We start from the raw sequence: 19,417 nt of genomic DNA, 5'->3' as shown, positions 1-19,417 counted from the left end.
TTGCTGTGAAATACATTACTTTTGCAAAAAATTGAGTTTATGAGTTCTTTTGAAGATTTAGATCTATCCAAACAATTAGGTTATGCTATAGAAGATTTAGGTTTTACACAACCTACACCTATTCAGCAAGAAGCTTTTCCTGTGATTCGATCGGGTAAAGATGTTGTGGGTATTGCACAAACCGGTACAGGGAAAACCTTAGGGTATATGCTTCCTATACTACAAGATTTAAAATTTTCAAAACAAGTTAACCCTCGTGTAATGGTATTAGTTCCTACACGAGAATTGGTTGTTCAAGTCGTAGATGAGATTCATAAATTTGCAAAGTATTTAAATATTAGAGTGTTGGGGATTTACGGAGGCGTAAATATGAATCCTCAAAAAGAAATGCTATTACAAGGCTGCGACATTATTGTAGCCACTCCTGGTAGATTGTATGATTTAGCTTTAGCAAGAGCTGTTCAACTAAAATCAGTTAAAAAACTGGTGATAGATGAGGTCGATGTAATGCTAGATTTAGGCTTTCGTTTTCAACTCAAAAACATTTTTGAATTGTTGCCAGAAAAAAGACAAAACATCATGTTTTCTGCAACGATGACCGAAGAGGTTGATGCGTTAATGGACGATTATTTTGTTTCGCCGCAGCGTATTGCTATCGCTTTAAGCGGAACTCCCTTAGATAATATTTCCCAGAGCGTTTATGCAGTTCCTAACTTCTATACCAAACTTAATTTAGTATCTCAGCTTTTAAAAGACAAAGATACCTTTCAAAAAGTATTGGTCTTTGTTTCTAATAAGAAAAGTGCCGATAGAACTTTTGATGTTTTAACGGAAGAATTTCCAGATGAAGTGTGTGTAATTCACTCTAATAAATCTCAAAATTACCGAATTAGATCTATCCGTCAATTTGATGAAGGAGACAATAGAATTTTAGTCACTACCGATGTGATGGCTCGTGGAATTGACCTCCATCAGATTTCTCACGTAATTAATATCGATACCCCTAAGTATGCCGAAAATTATATGCACCGTATTGGTAGAACAGGACGTGCAGAGAAGGAGGGACGTTCAATTTTATTATATACCGAAAAAGAACAGGAAGATAAAGAAGCGATAGAAGCTTTAATGGATTATCAAATTCCTGTAGAAGAGCTTCCAGAAACGGTAGAGATCAGTAAACTACTAACTCCAGAAGAAAGACCGTTTATAAAGGAACATAACAATCCGCATAAACCTATAGACGGAGAAGAGGCTGGAGCGAGTTTTCACGAAAAGAAAGAGAAGAACCAAAAAACCAATCAAGGTGGTTCTTACCGTAGAGAAATTGCTAAAAAATATAAAAAACCTAAAACTCGAGGAGATAAAAACTATAACAGACGTAACAAAAATAAACGCAGGTAATGGAGTCACAACCTAATAATCCTTTACACGGAGTAAAGTTAGCCAGTATTGTAGATTTTTTGGTGGATCATTATGGCTGGGAAGAATTAGGCGAACGCATACGCATTAACTGTTTTCGGTCTAATCCTACGGTAAAATCTAGCCTCAAATTTTTAAGGAGAACTCCTTGGGCACGAGAAAAAGTAGAGAATCTTTATTTAAGAACTATCAAGAAGTGATAATTCCGCGTAAGCGAATAAAGTTTAAATCCGTTTTACCAACTACTAAGGACTATCGTAAAGTCTTTTAATTCTATTAAAATCGAGAGGTTTTTGGATAGAATAAAAATAATCTAATTGCCATTCTTGCGTCTTTTGAGCTTGTTTATTATTTGCAATATCCCATATAGGATAGACTCTAAAGCCTCTTTTCCCTTCCTTTAATGGAGAAGAAACTATACCTTTTTTAATTAATACAGACTTAGGAAATACAAATTGCCCTAATTCATTTTCCTTTTTTACGTTTACTATATAATAATCAAAAGGAGAAATATATTTTATGGGTTGAGTAATTCCATGTCTATTCCTTTCCCAAAAGCTTACAAACTGTCCTACCTTTTTAGGAGTTATTTTACCGCTTCTACTAATAATACTTTTTTCATTTAACCTAAACCGACAAGCATCATATTCCTGACTTTCTTGTTCTTTTTCAAGATCTAAAATTTCGTAGTCTATAAAATCATAAACTAACGACTTTATTTGAGATAAATTTTTATTCATAAGTAAGTTGACTAATTAGATGTTTTAGTAGTGTCCATAAAATGTAAAATTTCATCATAACGTTTACTCCAAGGCCAGATGTACTGAAGAACCATAGGAACGTGTTTTTTCTTTAAAACGATCTTCTCTAAATTAGGTTGAAACTCTTCTAACGTATTATAAAAATCTTGATTAGCTTCTATGATAGACAAATAAGACTTGCTCCCCCAATACTGTAAAATAGAAGGCGTGTTTTCACTCATATAATTTATAGGTGATGCTTTTTCCCAAGTGTTGGGATCATTACTCCAAGTAGTAAGGTAATTATTCTCGCTCGTAGGCGGATTTTTTTGCAAGTATGAAAACATATCTAATCCTGCAGCATCATTTAAAATTATACCAGAAATATTATTTTGATCTATTCCATATTTTGGGTTCATCACCGCTAATGCTACCAAATGTCCACCTGCAGAATGTCCTGTCACATATATTTGTTGAGGATTACCTCCATAATTTTCTATATTCTTTTTAACCCAAACTATATTTTTTGCAATTTCTTGAGTCATCTTCTCATAGTTTGCTTTGGGACTAAGTGTATAATCTGGTATGACGCTAACCACACCTTTTTTAGCGAAATTTCTTCCTAAAAAGCCATAAGTTTCTTTTTTTCCGCTATTCCAATTTCCACCGTGTACAAAAATAAGGACTGGATGTAGTTTTGTTGTTTCTTTTTTAGGCTGAAAAATATGAGAAGTTAAGTCTGTATTTTCAGTAAGGACATAAGGAATATTTTTATGCTTTGTGACAGCACAACTAGAACAGATTAATAATAGGATACCTAAGAAATAAGAAAATAGACGCATAAAGTAAAATGAGAAAGTCAATATTCAAGCTGCTAAATATAAGATAAAAGCATATCTTATATTTCTGAAAATTAATATATGTCTCAATTTATAAGAATAGCTTTTGGTGGTGGTTGTCATTGGTGTACCGAAGCTGTTTTTCAAGCTTTAAAAGGAGTTGATAAAGTAGAACAAGGTTTTGTAGCTTCAAAAGGAACGCATGATTATTTTTCTGAAGCAGTTATAGTTCATTTTTCTCCTCATATAATTTCGATAGAACAATTAATTGAAGTTCATTTAACGACCCATAAAAGTGAGTCTAAACACCGTATGCGTCATAAATATAGATCGGCTATTTATACTTTCCAATCGTTACAAGAAAATGAAGCTAAACGATGTCTTTCATATTTTAAAAAACAAAATCCTAAAATAATTACAGAGGTGTTGCCTTTTAGTAGTTTTAGACCTAGCCGAGAAGAAATACAGAATTATTATTTTAAAAATCCTCAAAAGCCATTTTGCCGACGTTATATTTCTCCGAAGTTAGAAAACTTAGAGAGAAATTTTAAACAGCTATTGAAAAAAGAGTAAAACTTAAGAAGTTAAATCTTTGTTCTATATACCAGTCAATTATGAAAAATTATATAATTATTTGTCTTTTACTTTACGGATTCTTTAGCCATGCCCAAACTGACTTAGAAGAACAGGTGGTTGGTGTTTACCAAATAAGGCAAGGTCCAGATGATTTTCGTATGTTTATTATTTTTCCAGATCACCGTTATGTTCTTGGTTATTTTGGTGGGATGCAAAAAGGAACTTGGAAGATGAAGGGAGAAGCATTGATTCTTACTCAATCTCCAGAACCTGCTTTTGCACTTTACGGAAGAAAAAGAGCCTCTTTTAAAGATAAAACCACCATCAGGTATAATGTAGAAGCTTCTAATCGAGTATTGGTCAATTGGAAGTCATCTAATGCACATAATTATTATGCTGTTTTCAATGAGAATGCAAACTGTTTTAGTTTTCCCTATATACAGAAACTAGATAGAAATATAGAAAATATATACGTAACCTCATTAGGAAACTTATATGATGATGAAATCTCCCAAGAGGTAAAAATTTTTCATTTTAAAAACCCAAAAGAATATAACGAATTGCTTTTGGTGAATTTATCATCTCAATATACTACTAGTAATCAACTTAAGGCTTTGTTTAAAAATGATAAATTATATTTTGGTCCAAACGATGAAGGGATTCCTAAAAAACCGATTGAAGATCTATCTCCAGATGATGAAGCATTTATAAATCAATATTCAAAAACTTCGTTATTTAAGGATGAATTGAATAGAGGAGAAGAGCTATTTCCTTATACAGAAAATCCAACATTAGAAGAATTAGAAGTTTTTCATCGCATATATGTTCATGAAAAATTGATTATGAAGGCTCCAAAAGCAACAGAAGCTCCTTTATTTATAGCAAAATGTGAAAATAATTAAACCAAATAAAATCAACAAAGTGCCTGAATCTAAGCCCTTAGCACACAATTAAATAGGTTTTAAAATGAGATTCTGACTATATTTGAAAATAAATGAAAATAATAGTTAGATATCCAATTAAATGCATCATATTTGTCAATAATAAATAACAATTTTTTAATTACATTACAATGAATAAAGGAACAGTAAAATTCTTCAATGACACTAAAGGTTTTGGATTTATCACTGAAGAAGGTGCGGACAAAGATCATTTTGTACACGTATCAGGATTAATCGACGAAGTTCGCGAAGGTGACGAAGTTGAATTTGATTTACAAGAAGGAAATAAAGGTTTAAATGCAGTAAACGTTAGAGTTCTGTAATATATATCTCTTTAAGAAAACGAGTAAAGCCCATCTTTTTAGATGGGCTTTTTTTATAATACCTATGAAAATTTTCATTACTATCTAGTAGGTCTTTTCATCATATATTTTTTTAAGATGACATCATCTTTTTTTGGATCATAATTTCCAACAACAAAGTTTCCATCTTCGTCAAAATATCCAAAAGAGTCATATTCCTTGGTGTGTAGTACGTAAGTATCCCTATCGGGCATCTGTCTAATAACACCATACTCTGTTCTTTCCTTCCCATTCATTTTATGAACAACATATCCTTTTCTATCTGGAGATATCATATAGCTATTTTGATCTACCATAAATGAGGTGGAAGTAGAAATTTGAGGTTGATGTCTTCTAACAGCTTGATTAGTCTTATCATTATTTTCAACCCCTAACTCCTGTTGGGCTTTAATAGTTCTCTTTTCAACAGCTACATTTTCGCCTTTATTATCTTTGGTAATTGTTTTTGTAGTAACTGTTTTCTTCATTTTGTCTTCAGTTTGTGCATAATTGGTAAAACCAAAAGTTAAGCACAAAGCAGTAATCATTAATTTTTTCATTTTAATTGTTTTTTTGGTTACTATAAATGTAAATCTATATAGTGTTAATTTTTAATAAGGCAACGGTAAAATTTACTTAAAATAATTCAAAGAAATAATATAGTATCACTTCATTAATAATGCTTTATTAAACCAAATCATTCTGTATATTTGCGGTTCAAAAAGTATTAAGAAAAACTATGAAAGCAGGTATTGTAGGATTACCAAATGTTGGGAAATCAACATTATTTAATTGTTTGTCTAACGCAAAAGCACAAAGTGCTAACTTCCCTTTTTGTACGATCGAACCTAATATAGGAATCGTAAATGTGCCCGATATGAGGTTAGAAAAGTTGGAAGAATTAGTAAAACCTGAAAGAGTTTTACCTGCCACCGTAGAAATTGTTGATATAGCAGGATTGGTAAAGGGTGCAAGTAAAGGAGAAGGGCTTGGAAATCAGTTTTTAGGAAATATTAGAGAAACTGATGCCATTCTACACGTATTAAGATGTTTTGATAACGATAATGTTGTTCACGTTGACGGAAATGTAAATCCCATTAGAGATAAGGAAACTATTGATATTGAACTTCAGTTAAAAGATCTAGAAACCGTAGACAAGAAACTTGAAAAAGTTAAAAGAGCAGCAAAAACAGGAAATAAAGAAGCTATAAAAGAGCAAGAAGTCCTTTTAAAATTAAAAGAAGGATTAGAAGCAGGAATATCTGTAAGAGCAATTGATATTGCAGAAGATGACCGTAAAGAACTTGTAGCGCCATTACAGTTTATTACCGATAAGCCTGTTCTCTATGTTTGTAATGTAGATGAAGATGCTGCAGTTAACGGAAATGAATACGTAGAAAAAGTAAAAGAGGCGGTAAAAGACGAACATGCAGAGGTTTTAGTGTTAGCAGTAGGTACTGAGGCAGACATCACAGAGCTAGATGACTTTGAAGAGCGAAAAATGTTTTTAAATGATATAGGTCTAGATGAAGCAGGTTCAGCTAAATTAATTAGATCGGCTTATAAATTACTAAACCAGCAAACCTATTTTACTGCAGGAGTAAAAGAGGTAAGAGCTTGGACAATTCCTGTAGGAGCTACAGCTCCACAAGCAGCGGGTGTTATTCATACCGATTTTGAGAAAGGTTTTATTCGTGCTGAAGTAATTAAATATGATGATTATGTTTCTTTAGGAAGTGAAGCAAAAGTGAAAGATGCAGGTAAATTAAGTGTTGAAGGAAAAGAATATGTGGTTCAAGATGGGGACGTAATGCATTTTAGATTTAATGTTTAACTGAATTTTCTTATCAAAAAAGGCTTAAAATCAGAATTTGATTTTAAGCCTTTTGTGTTTTACAGATCAATAGCTATACATCATCATGTCAAAGTAAAACTGTCCTGCCCAACAATTTTTATTTTCATCGGCAGAGGTTTGATCTGTTCTTGTAATGTTTACTGTGATTTCTGTTTCATCTGCTGCTGTATAATTTAAAGAAAAAGTATCGGGGTAATTACTGTTATTATACGCTGTGAGGTTAAACCCATTTGGATTAAAAGGTAAATGAGGAGTAAATTGATATTTTACTTGTAACCGTTGTGCTTTTAAAGGGTAATTAGGAATTTCTATTGTACTGGAAGTACTACTCACATTTCCTGAATTATTAGAAACAGAGGTTACCACTGTTTGTGAATTACTAACACTTCCTACGTCTTTAACAATTATTTCCCAGTTTACAGTATAACTTGTGCCGTTAGCCGTTGTGGTAAAACTCCCTGTATCATTTTCATTATAATTTTGACAAATAGGAATTACAAAATTAGAAAGAGCATAGAATCTCGCAGATTTACCTTGTTTTAATTCATTATTATCACCAAGTACTAAGATTTTGTTACTAGATAGATCTTGATCTACTTGCTCGATTCTTAAATTTCCATTAACGTCTAAAGTAGCCTGAGGGTTGGTTGTGCCAATTCCTACTTGAGCATTTATGGTATAGGACATTAAAAAGCTAACTAAAAAAAAGATCTTCATTTTTAATTGTTCTAAATTTTGGGCAAAGCAAATAAAAAAATTTAAAACAACTGCACTTTATCCTATTTATTTACCTTACATCGTTAATATTAAAAGATGTTTAATAGCTTTAAAATATTGAGTTTTGAAAATACATTTACTTCAATATTAAATTAAATTTGTTAAATAGTTTAAAATCAGTATTTTTTTATTTTAAAAATGACATTAATACTTTAAATTTACGATCTCAATAAATTATTTTTTTTGATAAAATTTATTACCTCCTTTTTTTTCTGCCTCGTGTGTTTATTTTCTTTGGCTCAAGAAAAGATATCTCACTTAGAAGAACTTGAGAAAGCCAGCTTGGCTAAATATGATAATTTAAATTTTACCGATTCAAAAAAAATTGCCCTTCAACTTTTAGAGGAATCTTATAAAGAAAAGGCTACTTATTATACAGCTAGTGCATACAATTTATTAGCTTTAAACGATGAAGCTGTAGAGAATTATTCTTCTGCAAAAGAAAAGTATACAAAATCTAAAGACCTTTCTCAACTTTATAATTATCCTACGCTTTTAATGGTTAATTATAATGGTTTGGGGAATGTATGGGTGTTGGAAGAAAAAAACTATGAGGTTTCAGAAATATACTATAAAAAAGCACTTCATATAGCAGATTCTTTAAATCACAGTTTTAAAAGTGATGTACTTATTAATATAGTTTGGAATCGTTTGGATAATAATCAACCTCAAAGAGTAACTGATTATATTGATGAGCTCAAGATAATTTCAAAAAATGTAGATAAAAAATTTAATGAGTATAATAGAACTCTCATTTCTACCGCACATTTGTTATTAGCACGTTATTATGCTCAAACTGATCAGCTAGAACTTGCAGAAGTAAATTTCGATAAATCTATTGAAGTGCTTGAAGCTCATCCTTTATATGAGCAATTGAGTGAAATTTATCTCTATAGAAGTAACTATGAAAGGAGTATTGGTAAATTTGATAAAGCATTTCTCTATCTAGAAAAACACATTTCTAATAAAGATAATTTTATTAACGAAGACCTAAAGAAACGCTTAGCTTTAGAAAATGCACGATATGATTTAAAGGAATATGAGAGAGCTTTAGTAAGCTCTAAACGTGAAAAGGTTCTTATGCAAGATTTAGCAGCATCAAAAACAAGGACTTCTTGGTTATATGCTGTATTATCACTTTTCTTATTTGCAATACTCTTGCTTATTTACAGGGAAAATAAAATAAAAAATAAGTTAATCATCAATTTAAACAAGAGTAATAAAGAACTAAAAAAAGCAAAAAAAGATGCTGATATTGCTGCAGAAGCTAAATCTCAATTTATCTCAAATATTAGTCATGAGATTAGAACTCCTTTACACGGCGTAGTGGGAATAGCGTCTTTACTGCTAGAAAGTGATGATACTTCTAAAGCAAATAAAAAACTTCTCAATTCTTTAAAATTTTCAGGTAACTACTTACTTAATTTAATTAATAACATTCTTTTTCTCAATAAAATTGATAAAAACAAAATAAAAGTAAAGCCAGAGGTTATTACGCTAAGTACCTTTTTTAATAACATCTCTAATGCGGTTCAATTTCTCAAAGAAAAGTACAATTGTGAGGTGGTATACAAAATCGATCCTAATTTACCCGAACAAATAATTTCTGATTCTAATATCCTCTATGAAGTTCTACTTAATTTAACAGATAATGCTATTAAGTTTAGTAAAGGAAAGGTAAGAGTAGAAGTGAATCAAATTAATTGTACAAATAATAAATCTATCATAGAATTTAAAGTTATTGATAATGGTTTAGGTATACCCAAAGACAAGCAAAATATAATTTTCGATAACTTTTCACAAATATCTATAGATAAAAGTATTATGGAGGGGACAGGTATAGGCTTATCTATAGTTAGAAAGTTATTATTGCTTATGAATAGTGAGATTAAATTGAATAGTGAAGTAAATCAAGGGTCTATATTCTCTTTTGAAATAGAATGCGATAATCCTCTTAAACAAAATGTAGTGCAAGCCCAGTCTTTTAACTTTAATCCATTAAAAGGAAAAAAAATAATTCAAGTAGAAGATAATCAAATCAACCGCTTGGTAGTTGAAAAGTTTTTAAAAGGTTATGAGGTTGACCTTAATACATTTGGTGATGGCCAAGACGGGTTAGATGCGTTAATAGAAAATGAATGGGACATTGCTTTAGTAGATATAAATATTCCCACTTTAAATGGTTATGAGATTGTAACCTCTGTAAGAAAAATTCATCCTACAAAACCCATTATAGCCGTAACCGCATCAGAGTTGAGCGAAATTAAAGAAAGAGCTGTAAAAGCGGGAATAACAGATGTTTTAATCAAACCTTTTAGTAAAGAAACTTTAATAAATATCATCTCTAAATACTTGCAATAATAAATTTTTATTTATTGTTGATTATTTTCCCTTGTGCGAGTTTTATTTTTTCTTAATTCGTACTATCTTAGCTTCACACCAACATTATCTATGACAGAAGAAACAAAGTATACCGAGGAAAACATACGTTCTTTAGATTGGAAAGAACATATTAGAATGCGTCCTGGGATGTATATTGGTAAGCTAGGGGATGGTTCTAGTGCAGATGACGGAATTTATATTTTGCTTAAAGAAGTTCTCGACAACTCTATAGATGAGTACGTTATGGGGGCGGGAAAAACCATAGACGTATCTATACAAGGTCAAAAAGTAATAGTTCGAGATTATGGTAGAGGTATACCTTTAGGTAAAGTGGTAGATGTAGTATCTAAGATGAATACGGGTGGAAAGTATGATTCTAAAGCCTTTAAGAAATCTGTCGGACTTAATGGAGTTGGTACCAAAGCAGTGAATGCACTTTCAGGTTTTTTTAGAGTAGAATCTACTAGAGAAGGTAAATCAGCTTCCGCGGAATTTGAAAAAGGAGAACTTAAAAACGAAGAGTTTTTAGAAGAAACTTCACGTAGAAAAGGAACTAAGGTTTCCTTTATTCCAGATGAAACGATTTTCAAAAATTATAAGTACAGGGCAGAGTACGTAGAGAAAATGCTCAAAAATTACGTATATCTTAATACGGGATTAACCATTACTTTTAACGGTGAAAAATTTTATTCAGAAGAAGGTTTAAAAGATTTACTTTCAGAAAGTATTAATGAAGAAGATCGTTTGTTTCCTATAATTCACTTACGAGGAGATGATATAGAAGTAGCAATTACATATAGCAAAGCTCAGTATAGTGAAGAATATCACTCTTTCGTGAATGGGCAACATACCACACAGGGAGGAACTCACCAATCGGCTTTTAGAGAGGCAATTGTAAAAACAGTAAGAGAGTTCTTTGGTAAAAACTATGAAGCTAGTGATGTTAGAAAGTCTATTGTTTCCGCGATAAGCATAAAAGTAATGGAGCCGGTTTTTGAAAGTCAAACTAAAACGAAATTAGGTTCTACCGATATGGGTGGAAACCTTCCAACGGTAAGAACTTATATTCTAGATTTTGTAAAACGACAATTAGATAATTACCTGCATAGAAATCCGGAAACGGCAGATAAAATCCAGAGAAAAATTCTGCAAGCAGAAAAAGAAAGAAAAGATTTATCTGGTATTAGAAAATTAGCTAAAGAAAGAGCTAAAAAAGCTAGTCTTCACAATAAAAAATTGAGAGATTGTCGAATACACTTGGGAGACGTAAAAAAAGAACGTAATCTAGAAAGTACACTTTTTATTACCGAGGGAGATTCGGCAAGTGGTAGTATTACAAAATCTAGAGATGTAAATACACAAGCGGTATTTAGTCTTAAAGGTAAACCTTTGAACAGTTACGGTCTTACCAAAAAAATTGTTTACGAAAACGAAGAATTCAATTTACTTCAAGCCGCATTAAATATAGAGGACTCAATGGAGGACTTAAGGTATAATAATATTGTAATTGCGACAGATGCTGATGTTGACGGAATGCACATTCGTTTATTACTTATCACCTTTTTCTTACAGTTTTTTCCTGAATTAATTAAAGAAGGACATTTATATATTCTTCAAACACCATTATTTAGGGTTAGAAATAAAAAGGAGACCATTTATTGCTATTCTGAAACCGAAAAGAGAAATGCCATTGAAAAACTTTCTGGAAAACAAGAAATAACAAGATTTAAAGGACTTGGTGAAATTTCTCCAGATGAATTTAAACATTTTATAGGGGAAGATATAAGATTAGATCCTGTTATGTTAGATAAAGAAACTGGTATTGAAGATTTACTAAGTTTTTATATGGGGAAAAATACTTCACACCGCCAAGAATTTATCATTGAAAATTTAAAAGTAGAATTAGATATAATAGAGGAAAACTAATTTATGAGGTTTAATAATTCAAAAAATATTAAACTTATACCTATAGTTTATTTCTTTATTATAGTGAGTATAGGCTTGTTTCTTTTCTTAAGTGTAGAGTTACAACACATATATAAAGGAGAGGTTGTTTTTTTTCTTCTCACATTCATTTTACTTTTAATAATTGTATATCTATATAAATCTGGTAAGTATTTTGAGTATGATAGTGATGGAGAAACTCTATGTTTAACAAATAGAGGTGTTTTAATTTCAGAAAAATATAACTATAGAGAGCAAAAAGCTGAATTTCCGAAATATAAATTAAAAAGCTATAAAGTTTCTAATTACTTTTTTTTCAAATATTTGAGTATAAAAGTAATGTCGAAAAATTCTAAATCAGTTAAAAAAATAAAATTTAATATTACTTTTATTAGTAATAATAAGATCAAAGTTTTACAAAAATCTTTACAAAAAATAGTGCACCAAAATAAGCATCGTTGATTACATGGATATAGAAAATGAAAATAACCTAGAGGCGAATAATCAACCAGAAGAACAACAGGCTAAAGAAGTAATTACAAAAATTACGGGCATGTATAAAGACTGGTTTTTAGATTATGCTTCTTATGTGATATTAGAAAGAGCAGTACCAGCACTAGAAGATGGTTTTAAGCCTGTTCATCGACGTATCATGCAATCTATGAAAGATTTAGATGATGGTCGTTATAATAAAGTGGCTAATATTGTAGGTCATACCATGCAATATCACCCTCACGGGGATGCAAGTATTGGAGATGCGATGGTGCAACTGGGACAAAAAGACCTTTTAATTGATACTCAGGGTAACTGGGGAAACATATTAACAGGCGATAGAGCGGCTGCTTCTCGATATATCGAGGCACGTTTGTCTAAGTTTGCTATGGACGTTGTTTATAATCCAAAAATTACAGATTGGCAAGCTTCCTATGATGGGCGTCGTAAAGAACCTATTACGTTACCAGTAATGTTTCCTCTACTTTTAGCTCAAGGAGCAGAAGGAATTGCGGTGGGGTTAAGCACAAAAATACTTCCGCACAACTTTATAGAACTTATTGAAGCTTCTATAAAACATTTACAAGGTAAACGATTTAAACTATTTCCAGATTTTCCTACAGCAGGGATTATGGATGTTAGTAATTATAATGATGGCTTAAGAGGAGGGAAGTTACGTGTACGTGCAAAAATAAGTCAGAGAGATAAAAATACATTGGTTATAAACGAGATACCTTACAGTACTACAACTAGTACTTTAATAGAATCTATCATTAAAGCCAATGAAAAAGGAAAGATTAAGGTTAAGCATATTGAAGATAATACAGCCGAAAATGTAGAAATTCTTATTCATTTACCCAATAATATTTCTCCAGATAAAACGATAGATGCTTTATATGCATTTACGAATTGTGAAATTTCAATTTCTCCGTTGAGTTGTATTATTATTGATCATAAACCTCATTTTATAGGAGTTTCAGAAATTTTGAGACTGAGTACAGATCACACCGTACAGCTTCTTAAAAGTGAACTGGAAATAAAGCTCGAAGAATTCCAGGAACAATGGCATTTTGCTTCTTTAGAAAGAATTTTCATTGAAAATAGAATATACCGAGATATTGAAGAAGAAGAAACTTGGGAAGGAGTAATTAAAGCTATAGATAGAGGCTTACAACCTCATATTTCACACTTAAAAAGAGCTATAACCGAAGATGATATTGTTCGGTTAACCGAAATAAAAATCAAAAGGATTTCCAAATTTGATATCGATAAAGCGCAACAAAAAATTGATGCTTTAGAAGATGAAATTGCAAAAATAAGACATCATTTAGAACATCTTATAGACTATGCTATAAGTTACTTTGATAACCTTAAGAAAAACCACGGGGCAGGAAGAGAAAGAAAAACAGATATCCGACTTTTTGAAGATATAGAAGCTACCAAAGTGGTTATAAGAAACACTAAACTCTATGTGAATAGAAAAGAAGGTTTTGTAGGAACAGCTCTAAAAAGAGATGAATATGTGACCGATTGTAGTGATATTGATGATATTATTTGCTTTACGGAAGACGGAACAATGAAGGTAACCAAAGTAGATGATAAAACCTACATTGGTAAAAACATTATTCATGTTGCTGTTTTTAAGAAGAAAGATAAAAGAACAATTTATAACGTAATTTATAAAGATGGTAAGGCTGGTAACTCGTATGTGAAACGTTTTGCAGTTACTTCTATTACCAGAGATAGAGAATATAGTGTAGGTAAGGCTAAACCAGGTACAAAGATTCACTATTTTTCTGCGAATGTGAATGGGGAAGCAGAAGTGGTAACGGTTTACCTTCGTCAAATGGGGAGTATTAAAAAGTTAAGATTCGAAATAGATTTTGCCGAAATTTTAATTAAAGGAAGAAATTCTAAAGGAAATATAGCTAGTAAGCACCCCATAAAAAAAGTAGAATTAAAAGAAGAAGGTGTTTCTACATTAAAACCAAGAAAAATTTGGTTTGATGAAACAGTCAAGCGTTTAAATGTAGAAGAACGCGGAGAGTTATTGGGAGAGTTTAAAGGAGAAGATAGAATATTGCTAGTTACACAAGATGGTTTACTTTCTACCATCATACCAGAACTTACTACTCGATTTGATATGCCTTATATCGTTATGGAAAAGTGGAAACCTAAAAAACCTGTTACAGCTGTATATTGGGAGGGTGAAAAAGAAAGATATTACGTAAAACGTTTCTTAGTAGAAAATAAAGACAAAGAGGAAAATATAATATCAGATCATCCTAAATCACAGTTAGAATTAGTTTCTACAGATCATATTCCGGTTTTAGAAATTGTGTATAGAAAAGCTAGAGGCAAAGAACAAAAACCTAATGAAGAAATAAATCTAGAAGAGTTTATTAGTATTAAAGGTATAAAAGCCCAAGGGAATCAATTAACTACAGAGTCTGTTACTCAACTAAATCTTTTAGAGCCTATCGCTTCCGCGGAAGATGAGCCAGAAGAAATTAATGAGCTAGATAATGCTATAGATGATTTTACACAAAACATTCAGAAGCCTGATGAAAAATCTCAAACTAAACTCTTTGACGATTAAAAGATGATAAAGAATTTTTTTAAAGAATTTAAAGAGTTCGCCATTAAAGGTAATATGATAGATATTGCCATAGGTGTAATTATTGGAGCTGCATTTAATAAAGTAATCGATGTTCTCGTAAAAAAGGTGATTACACCACCATTGTCCTTATTAACAGACGACTTTAATTTTGAAAACCGAAAGTTGATTCTTCGAGAAGCCTTATCGGCTAACGGAAAAGTAATAAAAGAGGAAGTCGCTATTGGTTATGGCGAGCTTATTACTGTTTTAATCAATTTTTTTATTATCTCCTGCACGGTATTCATTGTAGTAAAGCTATTCAATAGGTTGCGAAATAAAGCTGAAGATACTCAGAATAAGAAAGTAACCACACCTAAAGATATAGAGCTTTTAACCGACCTCAAAGAGATTATGTTAGAACAAAATAAATTGCTAAAAGATAAAGCTAGTAAAAACTAATTAGCACTTGTTTTTCTTTTTCTAAACTTCATATTCAAAAACTCAACCAGTAAAGAAAAAGCAATAGCAAAATATAAGTAACCTTTGGGTATAGCTCCCACATGCTGTTTAAATACTACGGTTTCCGATAAGTGAGTAGCTTTCATAATAAGCATAAATCCTATTAGAATAAGAAAAGATTAAGCCAATATGATCTTTTGGAAGCTTATTCGCAGTAATAGAGATAAAAACAATATTATCTATTCCTAAAATAATTTCAAGAAAAGTTAAGGTCAGCACAGCAACCCAAGCGTCTGGTGAAGTGAAAATCTCGAACATTATTTAATCTTTCTCGCCGTCCCTTTTTGTTTTTTGTCCTCTCCAACGATAGAAAATTCAAAAGTATAAGTATCACCTTCTGTCGTTAGAATTTTCATATGTAAGGGCTTTTCTTCGGCCATACTCTTTGGGTTGAGATTGGTCAACACATATTCACAGTCATTGATCCAGCGAATAGAAGAAGAGTCCACTTTATTATCAAAGTAATCAATCTCTAAAGTATCATTTCTTACAAAACGAGTCTTTTTTAGTTCTCCGTTTAGATAAGACTCAAACTCAAACGTTCCTGTTTTAAAATCTTTACAATTTCTTTCTGGGTTGTAGCAACTGCATAATAATAAGCTAAAAATGATTACAATCAATGGTTTCATTAATGAGGAGATTTTAGTTGTACAAAAATAGAAAATAAACCCTTATTAATTATGAATGATAAGCATCAAATGTACCATCGGTGTAAAAAACAATTACTTTTTCAATTTCTTTGTGTTGCTGACTTTTTATCTTTTTCGGAATTACTTTTTCTTCTAAAATGGGAGAAGAAGGCGCATTTTCATTTTCAGAAATTTTTTGCTCCTCAACAGGAGGGAAGTTTCCTTTTCCGTTAAGTAACCAATACAATTCTACTTCAGGAAAAGTTTGAACTATTTTCATTACAAAATCTAAACTAGGTTTATTTCTGCCAGAAATAATATGTGAAATAGAGGAGCGTCCCACCTGAATTTTATCGGCGAAAGAAGTCGCGCTAAGCTCGTAAAAGCCCATTATCTTTTCTATTCTTTTTGTAAAATCTTCGCTGTTTACCATTGTAAACTTTTTTGATCAATATGTAACATTACAAATGTAAACTAAATAAATACATCACACAAGGATTCTTGTTTTAAAGAATAATATATAAATTAAAACTTTAAGTTGTAAGGTTTAACTAGTTGAAAATAAGCACACAGTTGATGTAAAACATGTGAATTGGAGCTTTTCCAAGAGCGGAAATCCAAATATACGCGTACCTGTTTACAAATGTAACCTATAAATGAATTTGACATGTTTACAAATGTAAAAAAGAGAATGTTTACTTTTGTAAACTATGGAAATAAACAAATTATTAGATACCGCAGGAACATATAAGAACGCCTCTTTTTTAGGTAGGTATATATCACAAGAAACTATAGATAGGTTTATAAATACTTTCCCAGAAACTCATAAAAGTATAATAGGAACATCGGTTGAAAAACGTCCTATCACTCAGTTAAAACTAGGAGAAGGATCAATTAAAGTTCTTATGTGGTCACAGATGCATGGAAATGAAACGACCACTACAAAAGCATTAATCGACTTTATAGGTTTTTTGCAAAGCAATTCCGCGGAAGCGAAAGAAATATTGTCACAAATTTCATTCACAATTATACCGCAATTAAATCCTGATGGAGCTAAGGCTTATACACGAGTAAATAAAAACGCTGTCGATTTAAATAGAGATGCTCAAGATTGCACTCAACCAGAAAGTAAGGCCTTTAAAAAGGTGTATAAAGAGCTTCAGCCTCACTTTTGTTTTAATTTACATGATCAAAGAACTATTTTTGGAGTTGGAGAACCTGCAAAACCTGCTACGGTTTCATTTTTATCTCCTGCATTTAATGAATCTAGAGCTTTAAATGACACTAGAGAGAGAGCCATGAAACTTATAGCATATATGAATCAAAGTCTGCAGGAAACTATTCCTAATCAAGTAGGAAGGTATGATGATGGGTTTAATTTAAACTGTGTAGGAGATACATTACAAAATCTAGGTTTCCCTACGATATTATTTGAGGCGGGACATTTTCAAAATGATTACCAAAGAGAGGAGACGAGAAAATTTATCTTTATTTCTTTACTAAAAGGGAGTTGGGGAATTATCAAAAACAAATATGAAGACGTCGATTACCGTGATTATTTCAAAATTCCTGAAAATAAAAAATGTTTCCACGATATAGTAATAAGGAACATAGGGAATAAAAAAGATTGTTTAGCGATTCAATATAAAGAAGTCTTAAAAGATAATAAGGTGATCTTTTTGCCGTTTTTAGTAAAAGAAATTGCGAAGAAACCTACCTATGGTCATCATGAAATTGATGCTAAAGGAGCCGTACTAACGATTAATAGTATTTTAGACTTTAGCAATATTACTGAAATTCAAGAAATAAGCTTAGATGGTAAGAAATTTTTACTAAATTTAACAAAAACTTAAATTTAACTAATTATATATCAACAAAATTGTACTATTTTTGCATAATCTTTAAAAAAACAAAATTAAATAAATGGCAAAGTTTAGATTAGATGAAGTTGATCATCAAATTTTAGATATTTTAATCGACAACACGAGAACTCCTTTTACAGATATTGCAAAAAAATTGAAAATATCTGCAGGTACTGTTCATGTTCGTGTTAAGAAAATGGAGGAAGCGGGAATTATTGTTGGATCATCTTTAACCTTAGATTATAAGAAACTAGGTTATGCTTTTATTGCTTATGTAGGTGTATTTTTACAAAAAACATCTCAAACGAAATTTGTTTTAGAGCGTATAAATGAAATTCCTTTTGTAACGGTAGCACACGTAACTACAGGTAAGTTTAATATCTTTTGTAAGATTAGAGCAAAAGATACAGAACACGCAAAACAAATTATCTTTGAATTAGATGATATTGAAGGTGTTTATAGAACAGAAACTATGATTTCTTTAGAGGAGAGCTTAAACGATAAAAAGCGTTTAATGCATTCTATTTTCAAGGAACTATAATAAATAGTTATCCATAAAAAAAAGCTGCATAATATTTTATGCAGCTTTTTTTATTTTTCAAATTCAATGTCTTCTCTTTAGTTAAGGTGGACTTTTAAAATATTTCCAGATTCTTTTTTTCCTTCATTAGAGATATATAAATCACCATTGGGGGAGAACGTTAAGCCTTCAGCTTGATTAAAATCATCTTTGTCTAACCTAATTATACTTTTAAACCTACCCTTTGCATCCAATATTAGTAACTTTGGGTTTACACCTTCTAAAACGTAAATATCTCGTGTTTGTGGGTGTATTGCGACCTCAGAAGGTCTAAATGTTTTTTCTATTTTCTTCTCTTTGTAATTTTTGAAAAAATCTTTATTAAAGTCTAACTCATAGATGGGCTCTTTCTTTAATTTCTTGCTACTTAAATCGAACGCATAAATTCCCTTACTTTCTTTAGTAAACGGATCATTATCTTTAACAGAAATTAATAAGCGATTGTTTTTATCATCTAAAGTCAAACTTTCTGTATTGTTTTTACTGTTTAAAAAAGTATCAAATTTCTTGGTTTGGGGATCTTTACTATTATAATTTTCAATCACAAAAATTGTCCCATCACTTCGCAAAGCATATGCCTTATTTTTAGATGTAGCTAAACCTTCAAAGTCGCCAGGAGCACCAAATTTTATTTCTTTTTCTACTTCAGAAGTTTCTAAGTTAAAAATATAAATAACAGCACTTTCATCTTCTATACAAGCAATTTTATTATCTCCTAACCAACTAATCCCAGAAACTTCTTGTAATTCTTTAGGTAAATCCCATTTTTCTATAATAGAATAATTTTTATTACTTAAAGCTTCTTTTTTGGGAGAATAATTAAAAGCAAAGCCAATTCCTGAAACGACTATTAAAACTCCTATAATTATCGCTAACTCTATTTTTTTAAAAAACATGATTTCTAATTTAAAATTTCAAAAAT

At 31.1% G+C, this 19,417-nt stretch carries 20 protein-coding genes and 1 pseudogene; 12 read left to right on the top strand and 9 right to left on the bottom strand.

Annotation, left to right across the window (positions count from 1 at the left end; translation table 11 throughout):
- Positions 1-39: 39 nt before the first annotated feature.
- A complete protein-coding gene (locus tag FT986_RS06675; RefSeq protein WP_147864418.1) occupies positions 40-1,401 on the top strand; it encodes a DEAD/DEAH box helicase in 1,362 nt (453 codons plus the stop codon).
- Positions 1,401-1,619: a VF530 family DNA-binding protein gene (locus FT986_RS06670; protein WP_147864417.1), complete on the top strand. Its 219-nt coding sequence runs from the start codon at positions 1,401-1,403 to the stop codon at positions 1,617-1,619. Before FT986_RS06675 ends, FT986_RS06670 begins: the two co-directional genes overlap by 1 nt.
- Before the next feature lie 45 nt (positions 1,620-1,664).
- Here the strand turns inward: FT986_RS06670 and FT986_RS06665 are convergent, their stop codons facing one another.
- The gene (locus FT986_RS06665) at positions 1,665-2,159 is read right to left on the bottom strand and encodes a MepB family protein (protein WP_147864416.1); all 495 of its coding nucleotides are present in this window, start codon (positions 2,157-2,159) and stop codon (positions 1,665-1,667) included.
- An 11-nt stretch (positions 2,160-2,170) separates the two neighbouring features.
- Positions 2,171-3,001 carry an alpha/beta hydrolase gene (locus tag FT986_RS06660; RefSeq protein WP_147864415.1) on the bottom strand — a complete coding sequence of 277 codons (831 nt, stop codon included), beginning with the start codon at positions 2,999-3,001 and terminating at the stop codon, positions 2,171-2,173.
- Positions 3,002-3,079: 78 nt separating this feature from the next.
- Here FT986_RS06660 and FT986_RS06655 point away from each other — a divergent pair, with 78 nt between their 5' ends.
- The 3 genes from FT986_RS06655 (at position 3,080) to FT986_RS06645 (ending at position 4,838) form a co-directional block, all read left to right on the top strand.
- Positions 3,080-3,571: a peptide-methionine (S)-S-oxide reductase gene (locus FT986_RS06655; protein WP_147864414.1), complete on the top strand. Its 492-nt coding sequence runs from the start codon at positions 3,080-3,082 to the stop codon at positions 3,569-3,571.
- Positions 3,572-3,612: 41 nt separating this feature from the next.
- Complete coding sequence (locus tag FT986_RS06650) at positions 3,613-4,476, top strand: hypothetical protein (protein WP_147864413.1); 864 nt, start codon at positions 3,613-3,615, stop codon at positions 4,474-4,476.
- 170 nt (positions 4,477-4,646) lie between these two features.
- Complete coding sequence (locus FT986_RS06645; protein WP_111540227.1) at positions 4,647-4,838, top strand: cold-shock protein; 192 nt, start codon at positions 4,647-4,649, stop codon at positions 4,836-4,838.
- A gap of 80 nt (positions 4,839-4,918) precedes the next feature.
- On the opposite strand, the gene FT986_RS06640 is transcribed toward FT986_RS06645, so the two are convergent.
- Positions 4,919-5,416: a hypothetical protein gene (locus FT986_RS06640; RefSeq protein ID WP_147864412.1), complete on the bottom strand. Its 498-nt coding sequence runs from the start codon at positions 5,414-5,416 to the stop codon at positions 4,919-4,921.
- Positions 5,417-5,595: 179 nt separating this feature from the next.
- Here FT986_RS06640 and ychF point away from each other — a divergent pair, with 179 nt between their 5' ends.
- Complete coding sequence (gene ychF / locus FT986_RS06635) at positions 5,596-6,690, top strand: redox-regulated ATPase YchF (protein ID WP_111540327.1); 1,095 nt, start codon at positions 5,596-5,598, stop codon at positions 6,688-6,690.
- A gap of 66 nt (positions 6,691-6,756) precedes the next feature.
- Here ychF and FT986_RS06630 read toward each other — a convergent pair whose 3' ends face one another.
- Positions 6,757-7,428, bottom strand: a complete 672-nt coding sequence (locus FT986_RS06630; protein WP_147864411.1) for a hypothetical protein — start codon at positions 7,426-7,428, stop codon at positions 6,757-6,759.
- Positions 7,429-7,722: 294 nt separating this feature from the next.
- Here FT986_RS06630 and FT986_RS06625 point away from each other — a divergent pair, with 294 nt between their 5' ends.
- The 4 genes from FT986_RS06625 to mscL all read left to right on the top strand — a co-directional run bounded on the left by FT986_RS06625 (position 7,723) and on the right by mscL (position 15,364).
- Positions 7,723-9,849, top strand: coding sequence for an ATP-binding protein (locus FT986_RS06625; protein ID WP_147864410.1), 2,127 nt, complete (start codon positions 7,723-7,725; stop codon positions 9,847-9,849).
- 90 nt (positions 9,850-9,939) lie between these two features.
- On the top strand, positions 9,940-11,796 hold the full coding sequence (locus tag FT986_RS06620) for a DNA topoisomerase IV subunit B (RefSeq protein ID WP_147864409.1): 1,857 nt from the start codon (positions 9,940-9,942) through the stop codon (positions 11,794-11,796).
- 484 nt (positions 11,797-12,280) lie between these two features.
- Entirely contained in the window at positions 12,281-14,905 is a 2,625-nt protein-coding gene (locus tag FT986_RS06615; protein WP_147864408.1) for a DNA gyrase/topoisomerase IV subunit A, read from the top strand.
- 3 nt (positions 14,906-14,908) lie between these two features.
- Complete coding sequence (gene mscL / locus FT986_RS06610) at positions 14,909-15,364, top strand: large conductance mechanosensitive channel protein MscL (RefSeq protein ID WP_111540322.1); 456 nt, start codon at positions 14,909-14,911, stop codon at positions 15,362-15,364.
- On the opposite strand, the pseudogene FT986_RS16305 reads toward mscL, so the two are convergent.
- The 4 genes and pseudogenes from FT986_RS16305 to FT986_RS06595 all read right to left on the bottom strand — a co-directional run.
- Positions 15,361-15,543, bottom strand: a pseudogene (locus tag FT986_RS16305) (TerC family protein); the annotation flags it as partial. The gene mscL and the pseudogene FT986_RS16305 sit on opposite strands and share 4 nt — an antisense overlap.
- Positions 15,473-15,682 carry a hypothetical protein gene (locus FT986_RS16260; protein ID WP_370451142.1) on the bottom strand — a complete coding sequence of 70 codons (210 nt, stop codon included), beginning with the start codon at positions 15,680-15,682 and terminating at the stop codon, positions 15,473-15,475. The gene FT986_RS16260 and the pseudogene FT986_RS16305, both read right to left, overlap by 71 nt.
- Positions 15,682-16,053, bottom strand: a complete 372-nt coding sequence (locus FT986_RS06600) for a DNA topoisomerase IV (RefSeq protein WP_147864407.1) — start codon at positions 16,051-16,053, stop codon at positions 15,682-15,684. The genes FT986_RS16260 and FT986_RS06600 overlap by 1 nt, the downstream gene beginning before the upstream one ends.
- Before the next feature lie 49 nt (positions 16,054-16,102).
- A complete protein-coding gene (locus FT986_RS06595; RefSeq protein ID WP_147864406.1) occupies positions 16,103-16,486 on the bottom strand; it encodes a helix-turn-helix transcriptional regulator in 384 nt (127 codons plus the stop codon).
- Between the two features lie 277 nt (positions 16,487-16,763).
- Between FT986_RS06595 and FT986_RS06590 the strand changes: the two genes are divergently transcribed.
- Together FT986_RS06590 and FT986_RS06585 are read left to right on the top strand one after the other, a co-directional pair.
- A complete protein-coding gene (locus tag FT986_RS06590; protein ID WP_147864405.1) occupies positions 16,764-17,906 on the top strand; it encodes a M14 metallopeptidase family protein in 1,143 nt (380 codons plus the stop codon).
- Between the two features lie 70 nt (positions 17,907-17,976).
- Positions 17,977-18,456, top strand: a complete 480-nt coding sequence (locus FT986_RS06585; RefSeq protein ID WP_111540318.1) for an Lrp/AsnC family transcriptional regulator — start codon at positions 17,977-17,979, stop codon at positions 18,454-18,456.
- A gap of 77 nt (positions 18,457-18,533) precedes the next feature.
- Here the strand turns inward: FT986_RS06585 and FT986_RS06580 are convergent, their stop codons facing one another.
- Positions 18,534-19,391 carry an SdiA-regulated domain-containing protein gene (locus FT986_RS06580; RefSeq protein WP_147864404.1) on the bottom strand — a complete coding sequence of 286 codons (858 nt, stop codon included), beginning with the start codon at positions 19,389-19,391 and terminating at the stop codon, positions 18,534-18,536.
- Positions 19,392-19,417: the final 26 nt, after the last annotated feature.

The organism is Mesonia sp. K4-1, assembly GCF_008017825.1.
Lineage (GTDB): Bacteria > Bacteroidota > Bacteroidia > Flavobacteriales > Flavobacteriaceae > Mesonia.
The sequence above is the reverse complement of the archived record's forward strand: the minus strand, read 5'-3'. Positions and strand labels throughout refer to the sequence as shown.